General features: G+C 54.9%; 22 protein-coding genes. 12 read left to right on the plus strand and 10 right to left on the minus strand.

Annotation, left to right across the window (positions count from 1 at the left end):
* Nucleotides 1-57 precede the first annotated feature (57 nt).
* The 3 genes from WMW72_RS02750 to WMW72_RS02760 all read left to right on the plus strand — a co-directional run bounded on the left by WMW72_RS02750 (nt 58) and on the right by WMW72_RS02760 (nt 3,107).
* Nucleotides 58-792: a molybdenum cofactor biosynthesis protein gene (locus WMW72_RS02750; RefSeq protein ID WP_341413864.1), complete on the plus strand. Its 735-nt coding sequence runs from the start codon at nt 58-60 to the stop codon at nt 790-792.
* Nucleotides 789-1,859 carry a ThiF family adenylyltransferase gene (locus WMW72_RS02755; protein ID WP_341413865.1) on the plus strand — a complete coding sequence of 357 codons (1,071 nt, stop codon included), beginning with the start codon at nt 789-791 and terminating at the stop codon, nt 1,857-1,859. Before WMW72_RS02750 ends, WMW72_RS02755 begins: the two co-directional genes overlap by 4 nt.
* Nucleotides 1,860-2,027: 168 nt before the next feature.
* Nucleotides 2,028-3,107 carry an HD-GYP domain-containing protein gene (locus tag WMW72_RS02760; RefSeq protein ID WP_341413866.1) on the plus strand — a complete coding sequence of 360 codons (1,080 nt, stop codon included), beginning with the start codon at nt 2,028-2,030 and terminating at the stop codon, nt 3,105-3,107.
* 77 nt (nt 3,108-3,184) lie between these two features.
* On the opposite strand, the gene WMW72_RS02765 is transcribed toward WMW72_RS02760, so the two are convergent.
* The 7 genes from WMW72_RS02765 to WMW72_RS02795 all read right to left on the minus strand — a co-directional run bounded on the left by WMW72_RS02765 (nt 3,185) and on the right by WMW72_RS02795 (nt 10,521).
* Nucleotides 3,185-4,312, minus strand: coding sequence for a C40 family peptidase (locus tag WMW72_RS02765; RefSeq protein ID WP_341413867.1), 1,128 nt, complete (start codon nt 4,310-4,312; stop codon nt 3,185-3,187).
* A 212-nt stretch (nt 4,313-4,524) separates the two neighbouring features.
* A complete protein-coding gene (sufB, locus tag WMW72_RS02770; protein ID WP_341413868.1) occupies nt 4,525-5,922 on the minus strand; it encodes a Fe-S cluster assembly protein SufB in 1,398 nt (465 codons plus the stop codon).
* Between the two features lie 45 nt (nt 5,923-5,967).
* Nucleotides 5,968-6,390: a Fe-S cluster assembly sulfur transfer protein SufU gene (gene sufU, locus WMW72_RS02775; RefSeq protein WP_341413869.1), complete on the minus strand. Its 423-nt coding sequence runs from the start codon at nt 6,388-6,390 to the stop codon at nt 5,968-5,970.
* Entirely contained in the window at nt 6,377-7,603 is a 1,227-nt protein-coding gene (locus tag WMW72_RS02780; protein ID WP_341413870.1) for a cysteine desulfurase, read from the minus strand. Before WMW72_RS02780 ends, sufU begins: the two co-directional genes overlap by 14 nt.
* Nucleotides 7,600-8,910 (minus strand): Fe-S cluster assembly protein SufD, encoded by a 1,311-nt coding sequence (sufD, locus tag WMW72_RS02785; protein ID WP_341413871.1) that lies wholly within the window; start codon nt 8,908-8,910, stop codon nt 7,600-7,602. The genes WMW72_RS02780 and sufD overlap by 4 nt, the downstream gene beginning before the upstream one ends.
* 33 nt (nt 8,911-8,943) lie before the next feature.
* A complete protein-coding gene (gene sufC, locus WMW72_RS02790; RefSeq protein ID WP_341413872.1) occupies nt 8,944-9,777 on the minus strand; it encodes a Fe-S cluster assembly ATPase SufC in 834 nt (277 codons plus the stop codon).
* Nucleotides 9,778-9,939: 162 nt separating this feature from the next.
* A complete protein-coding gene (locus tag WMW72_RS02795) occupies nt 9,940-10,521 on the minus strand; it encodes a DUF1802 family protein (RefSeq protein WP_341413873.1) in 582 nt (193 codons plus the stop codon).
* Nucleotides 10,522-10,717: 196 nt separating this feature from the next.
* Between WMW72_RS02795 and WMW72_RS02800 the strand changes: the two genes are divergently transcribed.
* The 3 genes from WMW72_RS02800 (at nt 10,718) to mtnA (ending at nt 13,415) form a co-directional block, all read left to right on the plus strand.
* Nucleotides 10,718-10,888: an asparagine synthase gene (locus WMW72_RS02800; RefSeq protein WP_341413874.1), complete on the plus strand. Its 171-nt coding sequence runs from the start codon at nt 10,718-10,720 to the stop codon at nt 10,886-10,888.
* 207 nt (nt 10,889-11,095) lie between these two features.
* The gene (gene mtnK, locus WMW72_RS02805; RefSeq protein ID WP_341413875.1) at nt 11,096-12,301 is read left to right on the plus strand and encodes an S-methyl-5-thioribose kinase; all 1,206 of its coding nucleotides are present in this window, start codon (nt 11,096-11,098) and stop codon (nt 12,299-12,301) included.
* A 19-nt stretch (nt 12,302-12,320) separates the two neighbouring features.
* Nucleotides 12,321-13,415, plus strand: coding sequence for an S-methyl-5-thioribose-1-phosphate isomerase (gene mtnA / locus WMW72_RS02810; RefSeq protein ID WP_423227503.1), 1,095 nt, complete (start codon nt 12,321-12,323; stop codon nt 13,413-13,415).
* A 113-nt stretch (nt 13,416-13,528) separates the two neighbouring features.
* Here the strand turns inward: mtnA and WMW72_RS02815 are convergent, their stop codons facing one another.
* From WMW72_RS02815 to WMW72_RS02825, 3 genes are read right to left on the minus strand one after another with little or no spacing between them, the layout of a single operon-like run.
* Nucleotides 13,529-14,452, minus strand: a complete 924-nt coding sequence (locus WMW72_RS02815; protein ID WP_341413877.1) for a polyprenyl synthetase family protein — start codon at nt 14,450-14,452, stop codon at nt 13,529-13,531.
* Nucleotides 14,453-14,470: 18 nt separating this feature from the next.
* Nucleotides 14,471-15,103 carry a response regulator gene (locus tag WMW72_RS02820; RefSeq protein WP_341413878.1) on the minus strand — a complete coding sequence of 211 codons (633 nt, stop codon included), beginning with the start codon at nt 15,101-15,103 and terminating at the stop codon, nt 14,471-14,473.
* Nucleotides 15,100-17,424 (minus strand): sensor histidine kinase, encoded by a 2,325-nt coding sequence (locus WMW72_RS02825; protein WP_341413879.1) that lies wholly within the window; start codon nt 17,422-17,424, stop codon nt 15,100-15,102. The genes WMW72_RS02820 and WMW72_RS02825 overlap by 4 nt, the downstream gene beginning before the upstream one ends.
* An 85-nt stretch (nt 17,425-17,509) precedes the next feature.
* Here WMW72_RS02825 and WMW72_RS02830 point away from each other — a divergent pair, with 85 nt between their 5' ends.
* The 6 genes from WMW72_RS02830 (at nt 17,510) to nagA (ending at nt 21,622) form a co-directional block, all read left to right on the plus strand.
* Nucleotides 17,510-17,710 carry a hypothetical protein gene (locus WMW72_RS02830; RefSeq protein WP_341413880.1) on the plus strand — a complete coding sequence of 67 codons (201 nt, stop codon included), beginning with the start codon at nt 17,510-17,512 and terminating at the stop codon, nt 17,708-17,710.
* 315 nt (nt 17,711-18,025) lie between these two features.
* A complete protein-coding gene (locus tag WMW72_RS02835) occupies nt 18,026-18,466 on the plus strand; it encodes a hypothetical protein (protein WP_341413881.1) in 441 nt (146 codons plus the stop codon).
* A gap of 18 nt (nt 18,467-18,484) precedes the next feature.
* Nucleotides 18,485-18,655, plus strand: coding sequence for a sporulation histidine kinase inhibitor Sda (gene sda / locus WMW72_RS02840; RefSeq protein WP_341413882.1), 171 nt, complete (start codon nt 18,485-18,487; stop codon nt 18,653-18,655).
* 195 nt (nt 18,656-18,850) lie between these two features.
* On the plus strand, nt 18,851-19,708 hold the full coding sequence (locus tag WMW72_RS02845; protein ID WP_341413883.1) for a MurR/RpiR family transcriptional regulator: 858 nt from the start codon (nt 18,851-18,853) through the stop codon (nt 19,706-19,708).
* Between the two features lie 7 nt (nt 19,709-19,715).
* On the plus strand, nt 19,716-20,444 hold the full coding sequence (gene nagB / locus WMW72_RS02850) for a glucosamine-6-phosphate deaminase (protein WP_341413884.1): 729 nt from the start codon (nt 19,716-19,718) through the stop codon (nt 20,442-20,444).
* Nucleotides 20,441-21,622 carry an N-acetylglucosamine-6-phosphate deacetylase gene (gene nagA / locus WMW72_RS02855; RefSeq protein WP_341413885.1) on the plus strand — a complete coding sequence of 394 codons (1,182 nt, stop codon included), beginning with the start codon at nt 20,441-20,443 and terminating at the stop codon, nt 21,620-21,622. The genes nagB and nagA overlap by 4 nt, the downstream gene beginning before the upstream one ends.
* The last annotated feature ends 72 nt before the right edge of the window (nt 21,623-21,694 follow it).

Consider the following 21,694-nt stretch of genomic DNA (forward strand, 5'->3'; position numbering starts at 1 on the left):
TGCGATTCCATGAATCGCCGCAATTTCAATTTCAATAAAGCTACGGAGTGAATGGTCATGAAGCTGAACATCCTGCTGTTTGCCGGATTGGCAGATCTGTGGGGCACCCGGCTCCTGCAGCTGGATATCGATAGGAGTGCCGCGCGTGAGGAGCTGACTGCGGCAGAGCTTAAAGCCTTCCTGATCCGGCAATACCCGGATGCAGCCCGAGCTCTTGCCGATACCTTTATGGCAATCAATCAGCAATACGCGGACGATCATACTTCGATCCGGGAGAATGACGAGATTGCCCTGATCCCTCCGGTCTCGGGAGGGGAACCTGCTGCCGTCGAGCTTACCCGGGATCCGATCCAGCCCGATAATGTAACCCGTAAAGTGCTCCATTCGAGCCACGGGGCATCCCTTACCTTTATAGGCACCACCCGCGAATGGACAGCAGGCCAGCAGACGACGCTGCTCGAATATGACGCGTATGAACCGATGGCACTCCGAACGATGGAGCAGATCCGAACTGAAATCTCGGAACGATGGCCGGAAGTGCTATGCGCAATGACCCACCGGCTGGGCGAGGTTAAGCCGGGAGAGATCAGTGTTGTGATCGCTGTCTCCGCTCCTCATCGCAGCGACGTCTATGACGCCAACCGCTATGCGATCGAACGGCTCAAGCAAATTGTACCCATCTGGAAAAAAGAACGCTGGTCGGACGGCTCCGAATGGAAGGGGCATCAGCAGGGACCTTGGAATCCCTTGGCCTCCCCTGCACCGTCCGGCGAAGGAGAGACGCCTCTATGAATACACCTCATGATTTGCTGCCGCCGCAGCTCGATATCGACCGGGAGCGGTACTCCCGTCAGATCCTATTCTCGCCGATCGGCGAAGAGGGCCAGGCCAAGCTGCTCCAGTCTAGAGTCGCAATCGTCGGAATGGGTGCCCTCGGCACGGTGCTCGCCAATCATATGGCGCGCTCTGGTGTCGGCTTCATTCGGCTGATCGATCGCGACTTCGTCGAGCGGAGCAACCTGCAGCGGCAGATGCTTTATGACGAGGCCGATGCCCTTGCTTCTTCCCCTAAGGCCGAAGCCGGGGCGGCGAGACTTCGCCAGGCCAACTCCGGTATCCGGATCGAGCCGCTCGTCGTGGATCTGAACCGAACGAATGCCGAGGAATTACTGACGGACGTGGATCTGATTCTGGACGGCTCCGATAATTTTGCCGTACGATTCCTGATCAATGATGTCAGCGTCAAGCACGGCATCCCTTGGATATACGGCGGGGCCGTCAGCTCCCGCGGCGTATCGCTCACGATCCGGCCAGGGGAAACTCCCTGTCTGCGCTGCCTGTTCGGTCAGCCTCCAGACCAGGGCACAGCCGAAACCTGCGATACGGCCGGGGTCATCGGACCGTTGATTCACACGGTCGCTTCCCATCAAGCCGTCGAGGCTCTCAAGCTGCTCGTCGGTGCCCACAGTGCCTTAAGTCCCAAGATGGCGCATTGGGATGTCTGGTACAACCAGTATGCCGGCATTGACGTAAGCGGAGCCCGCAAGGCGGAATGCCCCTGCTGCGGCCTGCGCAGCTTCGAGTATTTGGACGCCTTTGTCGACGAGGATACCATCCAGTCGCTATGCGGCCGCAACTCGGTACAAATTCAGCCCAGCCGTCCACTGAAGCTAAGCCTACCGGATTGGGAGAGCAAGCTTGCTCCGGTCGGGCGTGTGGAGCGCAATCCGTTCTTATTGAAGCTGCATCTGGATGATCAGCTGACGCTGGTCCTGTTCCCGGACGGCCGTCTGATTGTCCAAGGCACGGATGATCCTGTCATGGCCAAGAGTTTGTACAGTCGTTATATCGGTATGTAAATTTGTCAAGGTAACAAAGAACCATTGTATATGAACGTTTAATTAAGTAAATTTTAGCATTTTTTTGACAAAATTCAGCAGTCATAGCCCCAATTAACTGGTACAATAGAAAGGGCTTACTTTGTAGTGCGTACTGCAAGATTTTGTATAACGCCGAGGTGACTCCTTTTGCAGGTACCGATTAACCAAATCAAGATTGGCGATCGGCTGGGTTCCGACATTTTCAACCATTCCGGTGTGCTGGTCCTGTCTGCCGCTACCGTCTTAACCCAGGACGACATATTCAAACTCTCCCTTCACCGTGTGGACGAAGTCGATGTCAGGATTGATGAGCAGCAGCCCGCCTATCAGGAGCAGGTTTTGCAGGCCATGGAGAGCCCTCCAGCTCTTTTTGCTGTGGAGGAACGCAATGTCGAGAAGCTGGCCGCCTACCAGGGAGCCGTTTCCGGCATTAAGCATTTATTCCAGCAGGTAGCCACGGAAGGCTACGTATCGATGGAGCAGGTTAACGAAGGCTTCAGCCCGCTTGTCGAGCAGGTCCATCAGGAGAATGACGTCGTCTCCCTCCTGCTCGTATTGAACAACAAGGACGATTATACTTACCAGCACAGTGTTCAGGTTGGGATGATCTCCTACTACATCGCCAAGTGGATGGGCCAGTCGGAAGACGAAGCACTGCTCGCAGGCAAAGCCGGGTACTTGCATGATGTCGGCAAAAGCAAGATAGACCCCACCGTGCTGACCAAGCCCGGCAGATTATCGGACGAGGAGTACCAGCACATCAAGAAGCATACGATCTACGGCTATGAAATCTTGAAAAAATCAGGATTGCCCGAAAGCCTCTGTCTGGCTGCTCTCCAGCATCACGAACGTATGGACGGGACAGGCTACCCGCTGAGACTGCAAGATTCCGACATCCACCCGCTGGCCAAAATCATCGCGGTAGCCGATGTCTACAGCGCGATGATCTCGACTCGCGTGTATCAGAAAAAACGCGATCTGCTGTCCGTGCTCCGTGAGCTGCACCGTTGCAGCTTCGGCGAGCTCGAGCCCCATATTACCCACACCTTTATCAAGCATATGGTGCCGAACTTTATCGGCAAAAAGCTGCAGTTAAACACGGGTGAGGTTGGCAAGATCGTACTGACTCATCCCACTGACTTTTTCCGGCCGCTTGTGAATTTCGATGGATACTTCATCGACCTGTCACAGCGCCAGGACCTGGGTGTGGAGCATATCTTCGTGTAACTCCCTCATTCGAACAAGCTAGCCCAAATGCCGCGTCCGGAGGACGCGGCATTTGGGCTAGTTCCAGCGTGCCCTCGCTAATCTGCAACGCGTTTGGCCTTCAAGTAGGTCTGCTTCCAGTAAGCCTTGTTAATGCTCGTAATCTGCACGCCGTCCTTGGGCTCGGGTGAAGCATGAATCATGTTATTGCCGCCCATGTAGATGCCCACATGTCCCACGACCTTATTGCTCTTGAAGCGTCCCGGCACATAATAAAACATCAGATCCCCCTTGCGAAGCGACTTACGGCTGACGGAGGTTCCTTGATTCGCCTGGGAACGGGCGGTACGCGGCAGGTTCACCCCGTACTTGTCAAACACATATTGGGTAAAGGTGGAGCAATCGAATTTCCCGGATTGGGGATACGGATTGGCTCCAAAATCATATTTGACCCCAATATATCGCTTCGCCTGGTTAATAAGCGCATTTTGATCCACTGCCTTCAGCACAGGCACAGCTTCTCCGAAAGGCCAAATTCCGCCCGACCAGCGGCTCAAGCCCAGCGTCGGCGCAACCTTGCCCTCCGTGGACGTGGGCCCTTTATACGGGTCATTGGGATCTTCCTCGAAATCCAGCTCGCTCCCCGTATTAGGTTCATCCGGACCGTCGATCGTCCCCGTTACCCCAACGCCTGAGGCATTCACGATCATATTTTTCCCCTGAAGCTGATAGCTGATCTCATCCGACAAGAGGAACGCGAAGGCTGATACTGGAATATGCACCTGCGAGTTGTGCAGGATCGGGGCCTCAGCCAGCTCTACGCTCTGATTTTCGCGCATGGCCTTCATATTGCCGGGTTTCAGCTCAAACACAGCATCGTTATCCCCGAATTTGAAGATCCCTGCCCCCTCGTCCCACTTGAAACGGTATCCGACGATCGTGGCGAACTCCGGCCCGACGACATAATCAACGCCATTCACCGTCTTGAACGGGATGGTAGCCTGCTCCGACTGCCCCTGTATCCGGATGGAGCCCCCCTCGCCCGCTGGCGTCGTCTTGCCGTTCCACTGTTCGCTGAGCTGACGATCTGCATTCTGCTGCTCCCGGTTCGGTATGTCCAGCTGCCGGGCCTGATTCTGTTCCTTGGACAACTGGCCGCAGCCTGAGGCGATCATGACGCTGAGAGCCAATACCGATCCTGCCAACCGCTTACTATAACGTTTCATCTGACCGACTCCTTGTCTATATTCACATCCAGGTTATGAATATAGCATGAGGCAGGAGGAAATCGGCTATTCGCGGGGAACAATGGAAATCATGCATCGGTATATACTGGCTGACATCAACAAACAAGCCTGCTCCGCAAAATCATAAGCGGAACAGGCTTGCCGGTATCATACTGCAAGAAAGCTGTCCATCCGAGGCTAGGCTTTGAAGCTTACCCGATAGACCCTTCCATTTCGAACTTAATCAGACGGTTCATCTCTACGGCATATTCCATCGGCAGCTCCTTGGTGAACGGCTCGATGAAGCCCATGACGATCATCTGGGTAGCTTCCGCTTCGGTCAGTCCGCGGCTCATCAGGTAGAAGAGCTGATCTTCGGATACCTTGGATACCGTCGCTTCGTGCTCCAGCGTGATGTTATCGTTCATGATCTCGTTGTACGGGATCGTGTCGGACGTGGATTGATTATCCATAATGAGCGTATCGCACTTGATGTTCGCCTTGGACCCTTGAGAGTTACGGCCGAACGAAGCAAGTCCACGGTACGTCACCTTGCCGCCGTGCTTACTGATCGACTTGGAGACGATCGTCGACGTCGTGTCTGGTGCCAGATGCGTCATTTTCGCGCCTGCATCCTGGTGTTGGCCTTTGCCTGCTACCGCGATGGAGAGAACCATGCCCTTCGCGCCGCGGCCCTTCAGCACAACAGCCGGGTACTTCATCGTCAGCTTGGAGCCGATGTTGCCATCAACCCATTCCATCGTGGCGTTTTCTTCGGCAACGGCACGCTTGGTAACCAGGTTGTAGATGTTCGGTGCCCAGTTCTGGATCGTCGTGTAGCGCACGCGGGAGTCTTTGAGACAGATGATCTCAACGACTGCGCTGTGCAGCGAGTTGGTGCTGTATACCGGCGCTGTGCAGCCTTCCACGTAGTGAACGAAGCTGCCTTCGTCGGCGATGATCAGCGTACGCTCGAATTGTCCCATGTTCTCCGAGTTAATCCGGAAGTAGGCTTGCAGCGGAATTTCCACCTTCACGCCCTTAGGTACATAGATAAAGCTTCCGCCGGACCATACGGCACTGTTCAGAGCCGCGAATTTGTTATCGCTTGGAGGAATGATCGTGCCGAAGAATTTTTTGAAAATCTCCGGATGCTCTCTCAAAGCAGAATCTGTATCCATGAACAGCACGCCTTGATCTTCCAGATCCTTCTGCATGCTGTGGTAGACAACCTCAGACTCGTACTGGGCCGATACGCCGGCCAGGAACTTCTGCTCGGCTTCCGGAATCCCCAGCTTGTCGAAGGTTTCTTTGATCTCGGTCGGTACCTCTTCCCACGTCTTGCCTTGCTTCTCGGATGGCTTGACATAGTACTGGATATCGTCGAAATCCAGATCGTCCATGTTACCGCCCCAGTTAGGCATCGGCGTCTTGAGGAACTGCTCGAGCGACTTCAGGCGGAATTCCAGCATCCATTCCGGCTCGCCCTTCATCCGCGAAATCTCGGTTACGATCTCGCGTGTTAGTCCTTTTCCGCTCTGGAAAATGTTTTGATGCTCATCGCGAAACCCGTATTTGTACTCTTCCATTTCCGGCATTTTCTTAGCCATGGCTTTCGTACCTCCTTTGAAAATCTCTTCTTCACTTTTTACCCGTTATGGCTTGACTTGATCGATACCTTTACGCAGCGCGTTCCACGCCAGTGTCGCACACTTGATCCGCGCCGGGAACTTGTTGACGCCCGATAGGGCTTCGATGTCCTCATATTCGAATTCAGTCGGCTCGCCCTTCATGAGCGAGGAGAAGGAATCCGCCATATTCAGCGCTTCGTCCAGTGTCTTGCCCCGGACGGCATCCGTCATCATCGAAGCGGAGGAGAGGGAGATCGAGCATCCCTCACCCGTAAACTTGGCAGCTTTGACAATCCCGTCCTCTACCTGCATCTGCAGTTGGATCTTATCGCCGCAGGTGGGGTTATTCAGGTCAATACTGACCGAGTCCCCTTCGAAGCTCCCGCGGTTACGGGGATTTTTATAATGATCCATGATGACTCTGCGGTATAAATCATCCAATTGCATGACCGAAGTACTCCTTTGTTTTGATAAGGGCAGCGATCAACCGGTCAACATCGTCTTCGTTATTGTACAGATAAAAACTGGCTCTTGCTGTAGCTGTTACATTCAGCCAGCGCATCAGCGGCTGGCAGCAATGATGCCCAGCACGGACGGCTACGCCCTCGGAGTCCAGCACCGTAGCCACATCATGAGGATGAACATCATCCAGGTTGAATGTGACCAGGCCGACCCGGTTCGTCTGCGGCCCGTAGACCGTCAAGCCTTCCACCTGCAGCATCCGCTCGAGCGCATAGGCGGTGAGCTTCCTCTCATGCTGCTCGATGGCGTCAAGTCCGATGCTTTCCAAGAAATCGATCGCAGCTCCGAGCCCTACGGCGCCCGCGATGATCGGCGTACCGCCTTCGAATCTCCAAGGCAGGTCCTTCCACGTGGAATCGTATAAGCCCACATGATCAATCATCTCGCCGCCGAATTCGATCGGCTCCATATTCAGCAGCAGCTCTTTCTTGCCGTACAAAGCGCCGATCCCCGTCGGTCCGCACATCTTGTGGCCGGAGAACGCATAGAAGTCGCAGTCCAGATCCAGTACGTCGATCTTCTTATGCGGGGTGCTTTGGGCCCCGTCAACCACCATCTTCGCGCCATGCTTGTGAGCGATAGCCGCGATTTCCTTCACAGGATTGACGGTTCCGAGCACATTGGACGCATGCACGACGGATACGATCTTCGTGCGCTCCGTTACTGTCTTCTCCACATCCTCCAGACGGATCGTTCCGTCTGGCTGAAGCGGCATATATTTGAGCACGGCACCGGTTGCTTTCGCAACCTGCTGCCATGGGATCAGATTGCTGTGATGCTCCATCGGGGTGATGACGATCTCATCGCCCGGCCCGCATACGGATTTCGCATAGCTGGCTGCGACCAGATTGATAGCCGTCGTCGTTCCCCGCGTGAAGATAATCTCCTCGGTAGAGCGGGCATTCAAGAACCGGCGTACCTTCTCACGCGCGCCTTCATAGGCATCGGTCGCACGCGATCCGAGGGTGTGAACGCCGCGATGCACATTCGCATTGTCCTGCTCGTAGTACCGGGTGATAGCTTCGATGACCGAGACAGGCTTCTGGGACGTAGCAGCGGAATCCAGATACACGAGCGGATGACCGTTGATCTCTTGCTTCAGAATGGGGAACAGACTGCGGATATCGGCCGTATTCATTGTCCCAACTTCCTTTCGACGAGAAGCTGCAGTTGGGAACGTACCAGCTCCAGCGGAATTTCAGCGACGACCGGATCCAGGAATCCGTAGATAATCAGACGCTCGGCTTCCGCCTTCGTGATACCCCGGCTCATCAGATAATAAACCTGTTCCGGGTTAACCTGGCCTACGCTCGCTGCGTGACCGGCCGTTACATCGTCTTCGTCGATCAGCAGGATCGGATTGGCGTCGCCGCGGGATTTCGGGCTAAGCATCAGAACTTTCTCCGTTTGCTCGCCGTTCGCCTTAGTCGCGCCATGCTCAATCTTGGTGATCCCGTTGATAATCGCCGTCGAGGAATCGCGCATGACCGCACGTGTGATCATCTGGCTGTCCGAGCTCTTGCCGAAGTGAACGGCGCGCGTCGAGATGTTCAGCTTCTGATCGCCCGTGCCCACGCAGATCACCTTGGCATCGGAGGTTGAGCCGTTGCCATGGAGAATGGACGTCGTATCCGATACGGCATTGCCGTAGTGCATCTCGCCGACGATCCACTCGATTGCGCCGTCATTTTCGACCGCAGCGCGGCGGTAAGTAAGATCCGTCACGCTCTCGTTCAGGTTATGAACGGAAGCGAAGGTCACCTTAGCGCCTGGCTTCACGACGATTTCTACCGCTCCGTTCTGCACCAGCCCGTTCAGGCTGCCTTCGGAGATGAAACTGTCCACGTACGTCACGGACGAATGCTGCTCGGCCACGATCAGCACGTGCGGAGAGAAGCTCGCCTCCGCATCATCGGTCAGGAACAATGCCTGTACAGGCACATCGACCTGAACGTTCTTCGGAACGTACAGGAAGGCTCCGCCGCTCCACAGCGCCGCATGCAGCGCCGTCAGACGGTGCTCGTCATGCTTGATCACGCTTTGGAAATGCTTGCGAACAAGCTCCTCATGCTGAATCAAAGCTTCCTCAAGGCTGCAGAAGATAACGCCCTGCTTTGCCAGCGTCTCCGACAGGCTGCTGTACACAACGCCGGAATTGCGCTGTACGAGCAGATTGTCAGGGCTTCCTTCGCCTCCGCCCGTTACGAGCGTTCTGGCCGCTTCCGGCAGCGCCTCAAGCGAGGACAGTGTCTCGGCTTGCTTATAAGTGCCGAAAGAAGACAAGTTCCAACGGTCAATTCTTGTTTTTTCCAATACCGGCCAATCGAGTGTGGTGGCGAGCTCAAGCGCCTGTTCACGCAAAGAGGTGATCCATTCGGGTTCTTTCCGTGCTTTGGACTGCTCCACCAAGCTCACGCGGTCGATCGGAAGAGTTTGTGTGCTCATTCGTTATTCCTCCTGTCCCTCCCGGGTAGCTGATTAATATTTTGGAGCGGTCGTGTTCATCGGAATCTTGAATTCCTCTTCTTCGCTTCCGCCAACGGTTTCGTCGATGATGCCCAGCTCTTCCTTCACCCAGTCATAGCCTTCGTTCTCCAGGCGCTGAGCCAGCTCAGGTCCGCCGGATTTGACGATGCGGCCCTGCATCATAACGTGGACGAAGTCCGGCTTGATGTAGTTCAGCAGGCGCTGGTAGTGCGTAATGATCAGGAAGCCGCGGTCCTCGGAGCGCATAGCGTTGACGCCGTTCGCTACGATACGGAGAGCGTCGATATCAAGACCGGAGTCGATCTCGTCCAGGATTACGATGCTCGGATCCAGCATCAGCATTTGCAGAATCTCATTACGCTTCTTCTCACCGCCGGAGAAGCCTTCGTTCAGGTAGCGGTGCATGAACTCGGGGTTCATCTCCAGCTCCTTCATCTTGCCTTCCATCAGACGGATGAATTTGATCAGTGAGATCTCGCTGCCTTCCTCGCGGCGGGCATTGATCGCGCTGCGCAGGAAGTCGGCATTCGTTACGCCGGTAATTTCACTTGGGTATTGCATAGCCAGGAACAAGCCGGCACGCGCTCTTTCGTCTGTAGCCATGTCCAGCACGTCTTCGCCGTTCAGCGTAACAGAGCCGGCCGTCACTTCATACTTAGGATGCCCCATCAGCGTAGAAGCAAGCGTACTTTTACCTGTACCGTTCGGTCCCATGATCGCATGGACCTCGCCGCCCTTGATTTCCAGGCTCAGGCCTTTCAGAATTTCCTTGCCTTCGATTGTTGCTTTCAAGCCCTCTATTTGAAAATGAGGAGAATTTGCCATATCGTTTGCCTCCGTGCTTCCCTAAATTTTTGTAATTGTTTTCTCTTAAGAATCATTCTAAACTGATTCTCAATGATTCTCAATCATAATATACTATTATATCTTACCATTTGGAATCAATAAATACCTGCCTGCGCCGTTTTTGGCGCTTTTTCTTTGAAATCATTGATTTAACGCCCGCCGGATCTCGTCCCATCTCGCTTGAAACTGTTCATCCGACAACACCGGCACCCGTTCGACATGCTTCAGCAGCTCAGCGGGCAGTCCGATCCAGGATTTGCAGCCGTTATAAGCCGGAAGCACCGGTACGATGACGGCCGGCTGCAGCTTGTACACCCTCAGCAGCATCAGATGCAGCGGCTTCGTCCGCTTCCACTTGAGGCGCTCCTCGGCAAGCTGCTCCGTCCAGATATGGAACGGCTTCAGCTTGTCCAGCTCCTCCTGCGAATGGATCAGAATATCCTCCGTCATCTCCGCATAAAAAGCGATGGCCGCTTCCGTCTGCTCTGCGTTCCAGGCTGCCGCCAGTTCCTCCACACGGGACGCATACGGCTCCTCGACCAGCTCCTTGCGCTGATGCTCGTAGGTAGGGTATAGGTAGAAGCAGTCGCTTTCCACACGAAAATCCCTGGTCTCTTCACGAATGCCTCCCTTGCGCATGATCAGGATCTGGTCTCCGCTACTAAGCGCCTCCACAGCAATGGCCCATTCCTTGAGGCCTATCGCTTCCTCGTCTTCGTCCAACCGCGCTCTCCCTCCTTTGCAATCCCGTTGTAGCGGGTTTCGCGTCCGGATTGTCGCCCGCACGGGATAAAGCCATTCAAATAATTATAGATTTTTAGGCAAAACAATGCAATTCCGAGGCGGCATAAAATCAATCGCAAAGTTCGATGCTAAGACAGCACCATCCAAAAACGACTTGCGAGGGAGGAACAGAACAATGCGTGAAGGTCTGCTTCCAACGGTATTAGGTACGGCTGTAACGGCGTCAGGCGCCGCAATGCGGGGCAAGTATCCAATGGCCGCCGCTGCGGTGGTGGGCTTCGGGCTTGCCCATGTCGTGCTCGGCGCGATCGATTTGGTGGAGCATCGCAGAAAATCGTCCATGTAAGGACGGCTTGGCGGAATCAAACGCCAACGGGACAAAGAGAGGCCTTGGCCTCTCTTTTTTCTGCTGCCTGACGTGACCGTTCCTGCTGCAAACGAACCGCTAACTGGAGGCACCCGCCTTCCGCCTACTATTCCAACCGTGGGCAAATTGTTTTATACTAGAGGGAATGAACTTGTTTGGCTATGGAAAAAGGAGGAATTCATTCCCATGTCTGCGTATCATCCGTTAACTGAAGCCGAGGCGATCGAATACGCCCGCAAGCTCCCCGACTTGTTCGCCCCGGGCAGCGAGCTGAGCAGCCGCGAGATCGGGGACGGCAACCTGAACCTGGTGTTTCATATTTCCGAGCCTTCCTCCGGTAAAAGCATCATCCTCAAGCAGGCGCTTCCTTATGCCAAGGTTGTTGGCGAATCGTGGCCGCTCACTCTCGACCGTGCACGGATCGAGAGCGAAGCCCTTCTCATACAAGAATCTCTCTGCCCCAAGCTGGTCCCTCACGTGCATGTCTATGAGCCCGAGCTCGCACTTACCGTCATGCAGGATCTGAGCGATCATGTTATCATGCGTAAAGGGCTGATCGAAGGCCAGCGGTACCCGCTGTTCGCCGGACATATCGCGACCTTTCTGGCCCGCACGCTGTTCTTCACTTCCGATCTGGGTCTGAACCAGCAGGAGAAAAAGGAGCGTGTCAAGCGATTCATCAATCCGGAGCTCTGCAAGATTACGGAGGATCTGATCTTCGATGATCCTTATACCGATTCGCCTAATAATAATGTGCCGCCTGCAATCCGCGATGCGGTCGAGGCTGTCTGGCAGGACAACGAGCTGCATGTGGAAGTGGCCATTCTGAGAGACAAGTTCCTCACGAAGGCACAATCCCTGCTGCACGGCGACCTCCACACCGGCAGCATCTTCATCAAGGCCGATTCGACGAAGGTCATCGATCCTGAATTCGCCTACTACGGGCCGATGGGCTTTGATATAGGAGCTGTTATCGCGAACCTGCTGCTGAATTTCGCCGCGCAGGAAGGCCTTAGCCTAGACAGCGCGTCCCGTCGCGACTACCGGGATTATCTCACCGGCACGATCCGGGATATCTGGACGAAGTTCGAAGCCGAATTCCGCGCATTGTGGAACGAGCATGGCGTAGACCGCATGTTCCGTACACCAGGTTTTGCCGACTACTACCTGCAAGAGGTGCTGCGCGATACGGTCGGATTCGCTGGCAGCAAGATGGTGCGCCGCATACACGGTCTCGCCCAAGTCGCAGACATCAATCAATTGCAGGACGAAGCCGCCCGCGAGCGCGCACAGCGCATCGCCCTGGCTATCGGCACAGCACTAATCAAGTCGAACCGCTCGGTAACATCCATCGATCAACTGATCGAAACCGCCGACAAGGCGGTTCTGTAAGCACGAATAACGCGAGGAGATGAGAACTATGACAACCGAACAAGCTCCGGCAGCCGATTGGCTTCAATCGGTACGCTGGAACTCGCTGGAGGATCGCCTGGATCTGCTGGATCAACGGCTCCTCCCTGACGAAATCGTCTATCTGGAACTAACGACATCCGAGCAGGTCTGGGACGCTATCAAGCAGCTCGCCGTACGCGGAGCACCTGCGATCGGTATCGCCGCAGCATTCGGCGTGTATCTCGGCATCCGTCCGTTCGAGGGCAGCCGGGAAGATCTGCTGGCCGAGGTAGGCCGCCAGTGCGATTACCTGGCGACGAGCCGCCCGACGGCGGTCAACCTGTTCTGGGCGCTGGACCGGATGCGGGCAAAAGCCGCTTCGCTGCTGGGCGCTTCCGCCGAAGGCTCCGTAGAGCCCGAAGCGGCCAAGCAAGCGCTGCTCGGCGAAGCCATCGCCATCCAGTCCGAGGACGAGGAAACATGCCGGCTGATCGGCGAGCATGCGCTCGGCCTGTTCCAGGACGGCATGGGCGTCCTGACGCATTGCAATGCCGGCGGCCTGGCAACGGCCCGCTACGGCACGGCGCTTGCGCCGATGTATCTGGCTCAGGAGAGAGGCATCGCGCTCAAGGTATTCGCCGATGAGACCCGTCCGGTGCTCCAGGGCGCCCGTCTGACGGCGTTCGAGCTGCAGCAGGCTGGCGTGGACGTCACACTGATCTGCGACAACATGGCCGGCGCCGTGATGGCGAAGGGCTGGATCCAGGCCGTCATCGTCGGCACTGACCGGGTAGCGGCCAACGGCGATGTGGCCAACAAGATCGGCACGTACAGCGTAGCCGTGCTGGCCAAGGCCCACGGCATCCCGTTCTACGTCGCCTGCCCGATGTCTACGATCGATCTGAACACGCCGACCGGCGCGGATATTCCGATCGAGGAGCGCCATGAGGACGAGATTACACAAGGCTTCGGCAAGCGTACGGCACCTGTCGGGGTCAAGGTATATAACCCCGCTTTCGACGTCACGCCGAACGAGTATGTAACAGCGATCATTACCGAGAAAGGCGTCATTCGCGGCCCTTATAGCGAGAATTTGAAGAAGCTGTTCAAATAAACCGGCCTATTCAGGCTGGCAACGCCAAAACAAGCTTTCCCCCGCCAGGGAGAGCTTGTCTTTTTTTCTCCAAAAAAAAGATGCCCCCAGGCCGGAGCATCGACTGCAGCATATTATTCGGCCTCCAGATACGACCCGATCATGGTTGCTTTCAACTGGGCTTTCCAGGAGTCCTCCCCCTGAACCTGCGCAAAAATCTCCTCCGCCTTCTGCAGACAGATGGATTGAACGACGCGCGCATATTCCATGCAGCCGGAATCATGAATCATTCCGATCAGCTCGTCTTTATTGGCCAGCAGCCAATCGGCGGAAAGCCGGCCTGCGTAATAATCCTGAATCGGACGGAAAGCCTCGTCCTCCACCTCCAGCAGATACAGCAGGGGCAGCGTACGCTTGCGGCCGATCAGGTCATTCTTCGTATCATAGCGGACCAAGTCCCGCATATCGTTCTGAATCTGATGGATGAGACCGGTGCAGTCCGCCAGCTGGTGCAGGTGTTCGATCGTTTCATCCGTAATAGCCAGTGACGTATAGCCCATAAAGCAAGCCAACCGGAATAAAGAGCCGGATCGTTCCTGCGTCATCGCCAGATACTCCTCGGCATTGGTCACGCTCGCATTCAGATCTTTCTGCTGTCCGTTCACAGACCTCGCTATAATTCTGCTCATCTCCGTCATAGCCCCGGGCGATACCCCAACCTGTCCCATCTCGCCAACCGCTCCCATCAGCAGGACCAGCACGGCGTTCAAGGTTACCTCCTGCGGACATTGCATCCACGGCTTGCTCCGTTGATCCTGATCCTGCAGATCATCGATAATATCCAAGGTAAGTGCGATCAACTCTGTCACCGCCGCCAGACGTTGAATATCGGGCGAGACTCCGCCCAGCATGTAGTGGGTACAAAGCGTCACCTGAGACCAGGAACTGGACTCCAGATGCTTCTCCGCGATAAAGGAAATCAGCAGCGACTTCAGATCCTCTACCTCGATGTATTCCTCTACAATCCGCTCCATCTGCTGCTTAATCTCCGGATTCACGTGCGTCCCCTCCCCGTTCTACATGTAATATTTGCTAGTGATGAACTTCTCCAGCGCTTCCACTCTCGATTTGACACCCAGCTTGGCATAGATCTTACGCAAATAATTATCGACCGTTCGCTTACTCATATGAATCCGGGAAGCAATCTGCTCATGCGTGGCTCCCTTAACCAGCATGTTCATCATCAGCACTTCTTCTTCTTCCAGCCGTTCATCCTCAGGAGCATATCCGCTATTCAGCTGCATCCGGTGATAGATGGACAAGGGCAGCATCGTATGACCATCCAGAATACAGTTAACCATATTCTTGATCGTCCGCTCGCCGGACTCCTTGGACAAGACGCCGCTAACCCGGATTTCAATCAGCCGGTCCAGGATACCCGTCAGCTCCACTCCCGTAAAGATGACGATATGCGTTCCCGGATGATGCTGCTTGAGCCAGGCTGCCACCTCCATGCCGGATTGATCGGGCAGATGGTAGTCGAGGAACACCAGATCGGGCTTGTGCAGCTTGGCTTGCTCCATACACTGGCTAGCTGTCCTGACGACTCCGATGACTTCGATCCGGTCCAGCTCTTCCAGCAACGCCTTAGTCGCATTGGCGACAAGCGGATGATCATCAACAACCAGTGCTTTTATGACTTCACTCATGCGGACATAACCCCTTCCGTAGGTACGGTAATGACGAATGTCGTCCCGCTTCCTTTCTGCGTGATACATGTCAATTCTCCGCCCATATGCAGCACCCGGCTTCTCATCTGCTCGAGTCCCATGCCTGATGATCCGATCTGTCTGGAAGCCGTCCCCTCTTCATCAAAACCAACGCCGTCATCCTCATATCTCAAGCGGAGCATCCCTGCGGCCTCCTCGATCTGAAAAATGACTTTGGTCGCATGTGAATGTTTCTTCGCGTTGTTCAGCAACTCCTGCACAATCCGAAATAAATGCTGCTTAGCGGACAAGTCTCCTGCCTCGACAGCCCCCTCCGCTCCTATCCGAAATTCCAGCTCGAACGGAGTCGTATAGGCTTCCTTCTCCAGATACATATTCAGCGTCTTCAGCAGGCCCACCTCCTTCAGCAAATACGGATTCAGCTCAAAGCAGCTTTGACGCAAGCTCTCGTTGATCATCTCCACATAGTGGATCAGCCCTCTCAGAGGCTCCTGATCTTCCTTATAACGAACTCCGTTATCCGCCAAGGCCGACAGCCGGCGCTTGAGGAAAAACAAATCCTGCAGCGTCGTATCATGCAGTTCCGTCGCGATGCGTACCCGCTCTTCCTCCTGGAGGTCGAACATCACCTTGCGGAACCACTGAATGTCCTGCGCGGTATGCTCCTGAGGCAATTGAGAAGCCATCTGCTGCAGCCGATAGGTCAGCTTGCGGATCAGGTGAACATTCTCCAGACTAACCTCCAGATAGGAAGTGATCAGCCTCAGCCACTGCAGCTCTTCCTTGGCCAGCCGCGTGTTCGTCTTCTTGCGGGTAATGACCAGGAAGCTCGTGTAAGCCTCATGACGGTTCATCTCGATACATGTATACTGCGGATGCTCCAGCAGCGACGACGAGCCGATTAATTCCCGGATCTCATCCGGATCGATCTCGCCCTCATGGATGATTTCCATCTCATTCTCATAAGCGAACACAATCGCACTCCCCGACACCTGCAGCGTAGTTACGATATCCACAAGAATCAGTTCCTTCAGCTCACGAAATTTCGAGATGGTTCCTAGGTTTCTGGAAATTTTCTTCAGCGCCGCCTGCAGCATGAATTTCCGCGGGAATAAGAACGGCTCCAGTTTCGTCGACCCATGCTCGGCCGCATACAGCACCAGCGATACCATGATCATGGCGCCCGTACTAATAAAAATAACCTGACCGATCTTCGTCTCCTGCTGGAAGAGGAAGATATAAATGCCGGTAAACAAACTAACCGGTACTACCGCCAGTAGGCAGGCGAATAGAAAGCGACGGCACACAAGCCCGATATCATACAGCTGATCCGAGGCGATCAGATAGGCAAAGGAGATCGGGAAAAGCAGGATAAACGAACTGGTGAACCTAGCGTCAATCAGCGCGCTGCCTGTCAGAATGCTCGGTAAAAAGGAAAAGCAAATCGCAGGCAGAAACGCTAGAAAAAATGAAGTTCTAATACTAACAATAATGGTCATGACCGGAGCCGACGCTTTCTTGGCCTGTACATACAGGAAAGTCAGCATCCCCAGAATATAAATAAACCCGGCAATGAAAAAACATAACGAGATCAAAGCGCTATACCGGTAAACCAGATAGGACGTCGGAGGATAGAAATACAGCAGCCTTAGGGCGAGCCCCGCTATGCCCCATGCATACCAATATTTCAGGCTTCGTACAGGCAAGATCAGATTGCTCTTTTCCTTGAAGAAAACAACCAGGAAGTGAACAAAGACAGCCGGCAGCATCATCATAAAACCCGTGATCAGCAGCTTGCCCAAGGCATCGCCTCTAACCGAAGCCCCCAGGCTCATATAAATAATCGTCATCGTCAAAAACACGGCGGCGAGCAGTCTGGCCGACGGGGACTGTCTGGCTTTGACAATGAGCAGCACGACCATTAGCAGACATACAAATTCCTGAACCAGCGGAATCATGTCCCCTAGGGTAGTGCTGTTAACCTTAATCTCGATTTCTGCATCCTGCCCGTCTCTGGAAATCAGAAGCGTGCGGGCCTGCTCGACCATCTTCCATTTTTGAACCGATGGCGACTCTTCCGGTGGCTTGTTATCCACCAGCTTTACAATGTCTCCTACCTGCAAGCCAAGCTGAGCGCGAATATTTTCCTGTTCCAGCTCGCGAATCACCCACTGCTTCCCCGCTGCTTGTTCGATGCTGATTCCGATGTAGGGGTAGTGAAAGGTTATAAACGAGCACCAGGCTTGCACGGCCAAGAAAATGATTACAAGCAGTCCCGTGAAAAAATAGGGTTTCGACATTCTTAAAAAATCATATCCCTTCCATCTTATAATTTGCTATAATAGGAATGAAATACCATCTTCCCCGAACAGGAGTGAACTGGATATGATTTCTATCAAGCTGCACCCGCAATTACATGAGGCGGTTCACCAGCGGAATCGCTCCCATGACCAAGCGCCAACCCACGCGGTACCGGCCGCTGCCGGCTTATCACTGGATGAATCCACAGCATTGATCCGCACGTTCAGTCACTCTTCCATGAACCGCAAGCAAGCTTTAACCGAACGCAACAGCGATTGGGGCTAGTCATTATTTTACCAAAATAAAGAGAGATTGCATAATTAGTATAATCCTACTTATGCCGTCTCTCTTTATTTTTTATTGATTCATTTTACCTATTTTTCCGGTTTCAAGCTTGATGGATGGTTCTTTTAGCTGCCTGCTAAAAGCCCATCCTTTTTCTATTTCGCGCAAAATTTGTTGCATGATTTGCATGATCGCGAAAAAAAAATGGGAACGATTCGACCAAATATGCGCTGCATTCAACGCAAGTTAACATTATGATAAATAGTATAATAATGGTAATTGACATCCAGACGCTTCAGAGAGGGGCACATGTTTATGATGGACAGGGCCGGCAACAGCTACTGCTGCGACCACGAGAGAGATGCCGTTAAACTGGAGGACAAGAAAATTACCGAAATTGTCATCACCCATCATGCGCAAAACCGCTGGGCCACACGTGTGCAAAACGACAAATGCAGCTTCATCGAAATCAAACGCTACTTGTGGGACCGTCTGGAGTCCGGCAATATCCGCTCCTATTACCGTAAGGAAGAGGATGTGTACGTCGTAGACGATGATCTGCTGATGGTGGTCGAGTTTGCTCCGGCGGATCCGGCTGCCCCTTCTAGCGCAACTTTCTTCTATAAATTAGTTGCGGTCACCTTCCTGGGACGCCTGTCAGCCTCCATGGAGCTGCGCGACCTGAAAACCTACTACGGCTGGCTGCGTCATTCACGAAGGATGAGCATGCTCAAAAGCGGCAGAACAAGAAAATGAGATGGCGAGGGACATGGTATGAGATGGCTTAACGATCAAGAGCTATTAGACGCTTATGAGAGATCGATCTGCCTGCAGCTCGAACAGGATTTTATCGAGCTGCTGCTGGCGGAGATTCAATTACGCAGCCTGCCTATTTATGACGGTCAGGTTCATCAAGATGCCGGAGCCGCCCAAATTCTATCTTAGATATAGTAAAACAAAGGCCCTCATTCTCCCTGACAAGCTAAAGAGCTCTGCTCCGGCTTGTTAGCGGAGATATTTGCATAGGTACATCTTGCAAGCCTCACTCCGTTGAGTTATGATTAATATGAAAATAATTTTCTTAAATATATACATTTATAACGAAATAATTTACAAAAATATTAAACTGCGGGTGATTCGATGTCCAGTATTATCCAAATGATCCGGCAGCAGCAAGCAGGCATGAACCGCAAGGAGCAGGAGCTGGCCCAGTTTCTGCTGGAGCATCCGCATGAAGCCGTTCAGCTCAGCATCACGGAGCTTGCTGAACGCTCCGGTATCAGCACCGCCACCGTCTCACGCTTCTGCCGCAGCCTGATGCTCAAGGGCTACAGTGATTTCAGGATGAGGCTCGGAGCGGAGCTCGCGATCACGCCGGCGCAGTCGACCTACCAAGATATTGTCGCCGGCAATTCGCTGCACAGCATCGCGCAGGCGATCGAGGCCAATCATATCCGATCGATCGCTGACACGACGCGCCAGTTGGACCTGCAGGCAGTCGCTGAGGCCGTCCGGGCCTTGCGGGACGCCAAGCGCATCGACCTCTATGGGGTAGCAACCTCCGGCGTCGTAGCCCTCGATTTCCAGCAGAAGCTCATCCGGATCGGCAAGGTCGCGCACAGCTGGCCTGATTCGCATATGCAGATCACGTCCGCCTCAACCCTGGACGAGGGTGATGTCGCCTTCGCGATCTCTTACTCAGGCGATACGGTCGAGACGTACGACGCGCTGCTGTGTGCCAAAGAGCGGGGAGCCGTGACCGTATCCCTAACCAAATTCGGCTCCAACCGCCTGTCGCAGGAAGCCGATATCCGCCTCTTCGCCTCCTCACTGGAAGAAGGGATGCGGCGGGGCGATATGGCTTCCAGGATCGCGCAGCTGCATGTGATCGATATCTTATTCACGGCGCTCGTCAGCGAGCATTTTGACGATTATGTGCCTCAGCTAGAGCATTCCTTCCAGCAAGTCCGCAAATATCGCAAAGAAAAAGGGAGATGACGTGTCGATGAACATCCTGACCTTTCAAACTCAAGACGCATTGAATCAAGCCGGTGCAGGCATCATAACCGCCCTGCTGCAAACCAACCCGAATGCCCGCCTCGGGCTGGCGACCGGGGGAACACCTGTCGGTATTTACGAGGAGCTCGTCCGGGCTTACCAAGCCGGCACGGTCAGCTTCCAAAACGCATCCTCCTTCAACCTCGATGAATACATCGGCCTGGAGCGCACCCATGAAGCGAGCTATTACACCTTCATGCAGCAGCATCTGTTCAGTCAGATCGATATTGCGCCGGAGCGCTGCCATATCCCTAACGGCAAGGCTGACGATCTGGATGCCGAGTGCCTCCGCTACGAGAAGCTGCTGGAGGATAGCGGCCAGATCGATCTGCAGCTGCTGGGCATCGGGCACAACGGCCATATCGGCTTTAACGAGCCGGACGGCACGCTGACCCGCGGCACCCATGTTGTGCAGCTGCGCGAGCAGACTCGCGAGGCGAACGCCCGCTTCTTCGACACGCCGGATCAGGTCCCTACGCAAGCGATCACGATGGGCGTCGGCACCATTCTGAAGGCCAAGATGATTCTGCTCGTCGTCCGCGGGCGCGACAAGGCCGAGATCGTCAAGCAGGCGCTGCAGGGACCGATTACGACCGAATGCCCGGCCTCGCTGCTGCAAACTCATCCGCATGTTGTCGTACTGCTGGATCAGGAAGCCGGGAGCCTGCTCGTATGACGACATCAGCCTGGGATACCTTAGTCGTTCACGCCCAAGTCGTCGGCGAGGATCGGACGTTCGCTGACGGTTATGCTGCTTGGAGTGGGGGAAAGCTCGTCTCGCTCGGCTCCATGGAGGAGCTCGACGAGTCGCTAGCCGAAGCGGCGGCGACCCGAATCGATGCCGCCGGGAGCTGGCTGCTGCCCGGATTTATCGATGTGCATATCCACGGAGGCTACGGCTCCGATGTGATGGATGCTAGCAAGGAAGCGCTGGATACGATCACCAAGTTCCATAACAGCCAGGGGACGACGACGATACTGCCGACGACGGTCACACAATCTCGTGAAGCCATCGAGGCCGTTCTTCGCACCGTTCGAGATTATGTGCAGCAGGGTTCGCCTTATGCCCGCGTAGCCGGTGTCCATCTCGAAGGCCCCTTCATAAGTCCCAAATGGCCAGGCGCTCAAAACCCGTCCTATATCGTGAGTCCCCAGCTCGACTGGATCGACGCCTGGACAGCGGAATACCCGGGACTGATCAAGCTCGTTACGCTTGCCCCGGAACGCGAGCAGGCACTCGCCGCCATCCGGCGTCTGTCGGAGCAAGGCATCGCCGTCGCAGCCGGGCATACGGATGCGACGTACGAGCAGATCATTGAGGCAACGGCCCACGGCCTTAGCCATGCCGTGCATACCTTCAACGCGATGACCGGCATGCATCACAGAAGTCCCGGCGTCGTCGGCGCCGTGCTAACCGAGGAGGCCATCAACGCCGAAGTCATCGCCGACGGACATCATGTCCACCCGGCTGGCATCAAGCTGCTTACGCAAACGAAGCGCCAGGATAATCTGCTGCTGATTACCGATGCGATCTCCGCAGCCGGTCTCGGCAACGGCGAGTACGATTTGGGCGGGCTCCCCGTGATCGTACAGGATGGAGTTGCCCGGCTCAAGGAAGGCAACAGCCTCGCAGGCAGCACGCTGACCATGATCGAAGCGCTGCGCTTCATGGTCGAGCGGGTTGGCCTGTCCGTCGAGGAAGCCAGCCGACTGGCCAGCCGCAATCCCGCCAAGGCCGTCGGCCTGCTCGAGCTTACCGGATCGTTGACCCCAGGCAAGCTGGCTGACGTGCTGCTCGTATCGCCCGACCTGCGTATTGAGCAGGTGTGGGTCGAAGGCCACGCCAAGCTGTAGCGCTGCCCTGTACCGCACTAATCGTGCGGCCCTCCGCGGCCGCTGGATACGCCTCATCCTGCCCTGCCCTGT

It is taken from the genome of Paenibacillus filicis (genome assembly GCF_038070315.1).
GTDB classification, from domain to species: domain Bacteria; phylum Bacillota; class Bacilli; order Paenibacillales; family NBRC-103111; genus Paenibacillus_G; species Paenibacillus_G filicis.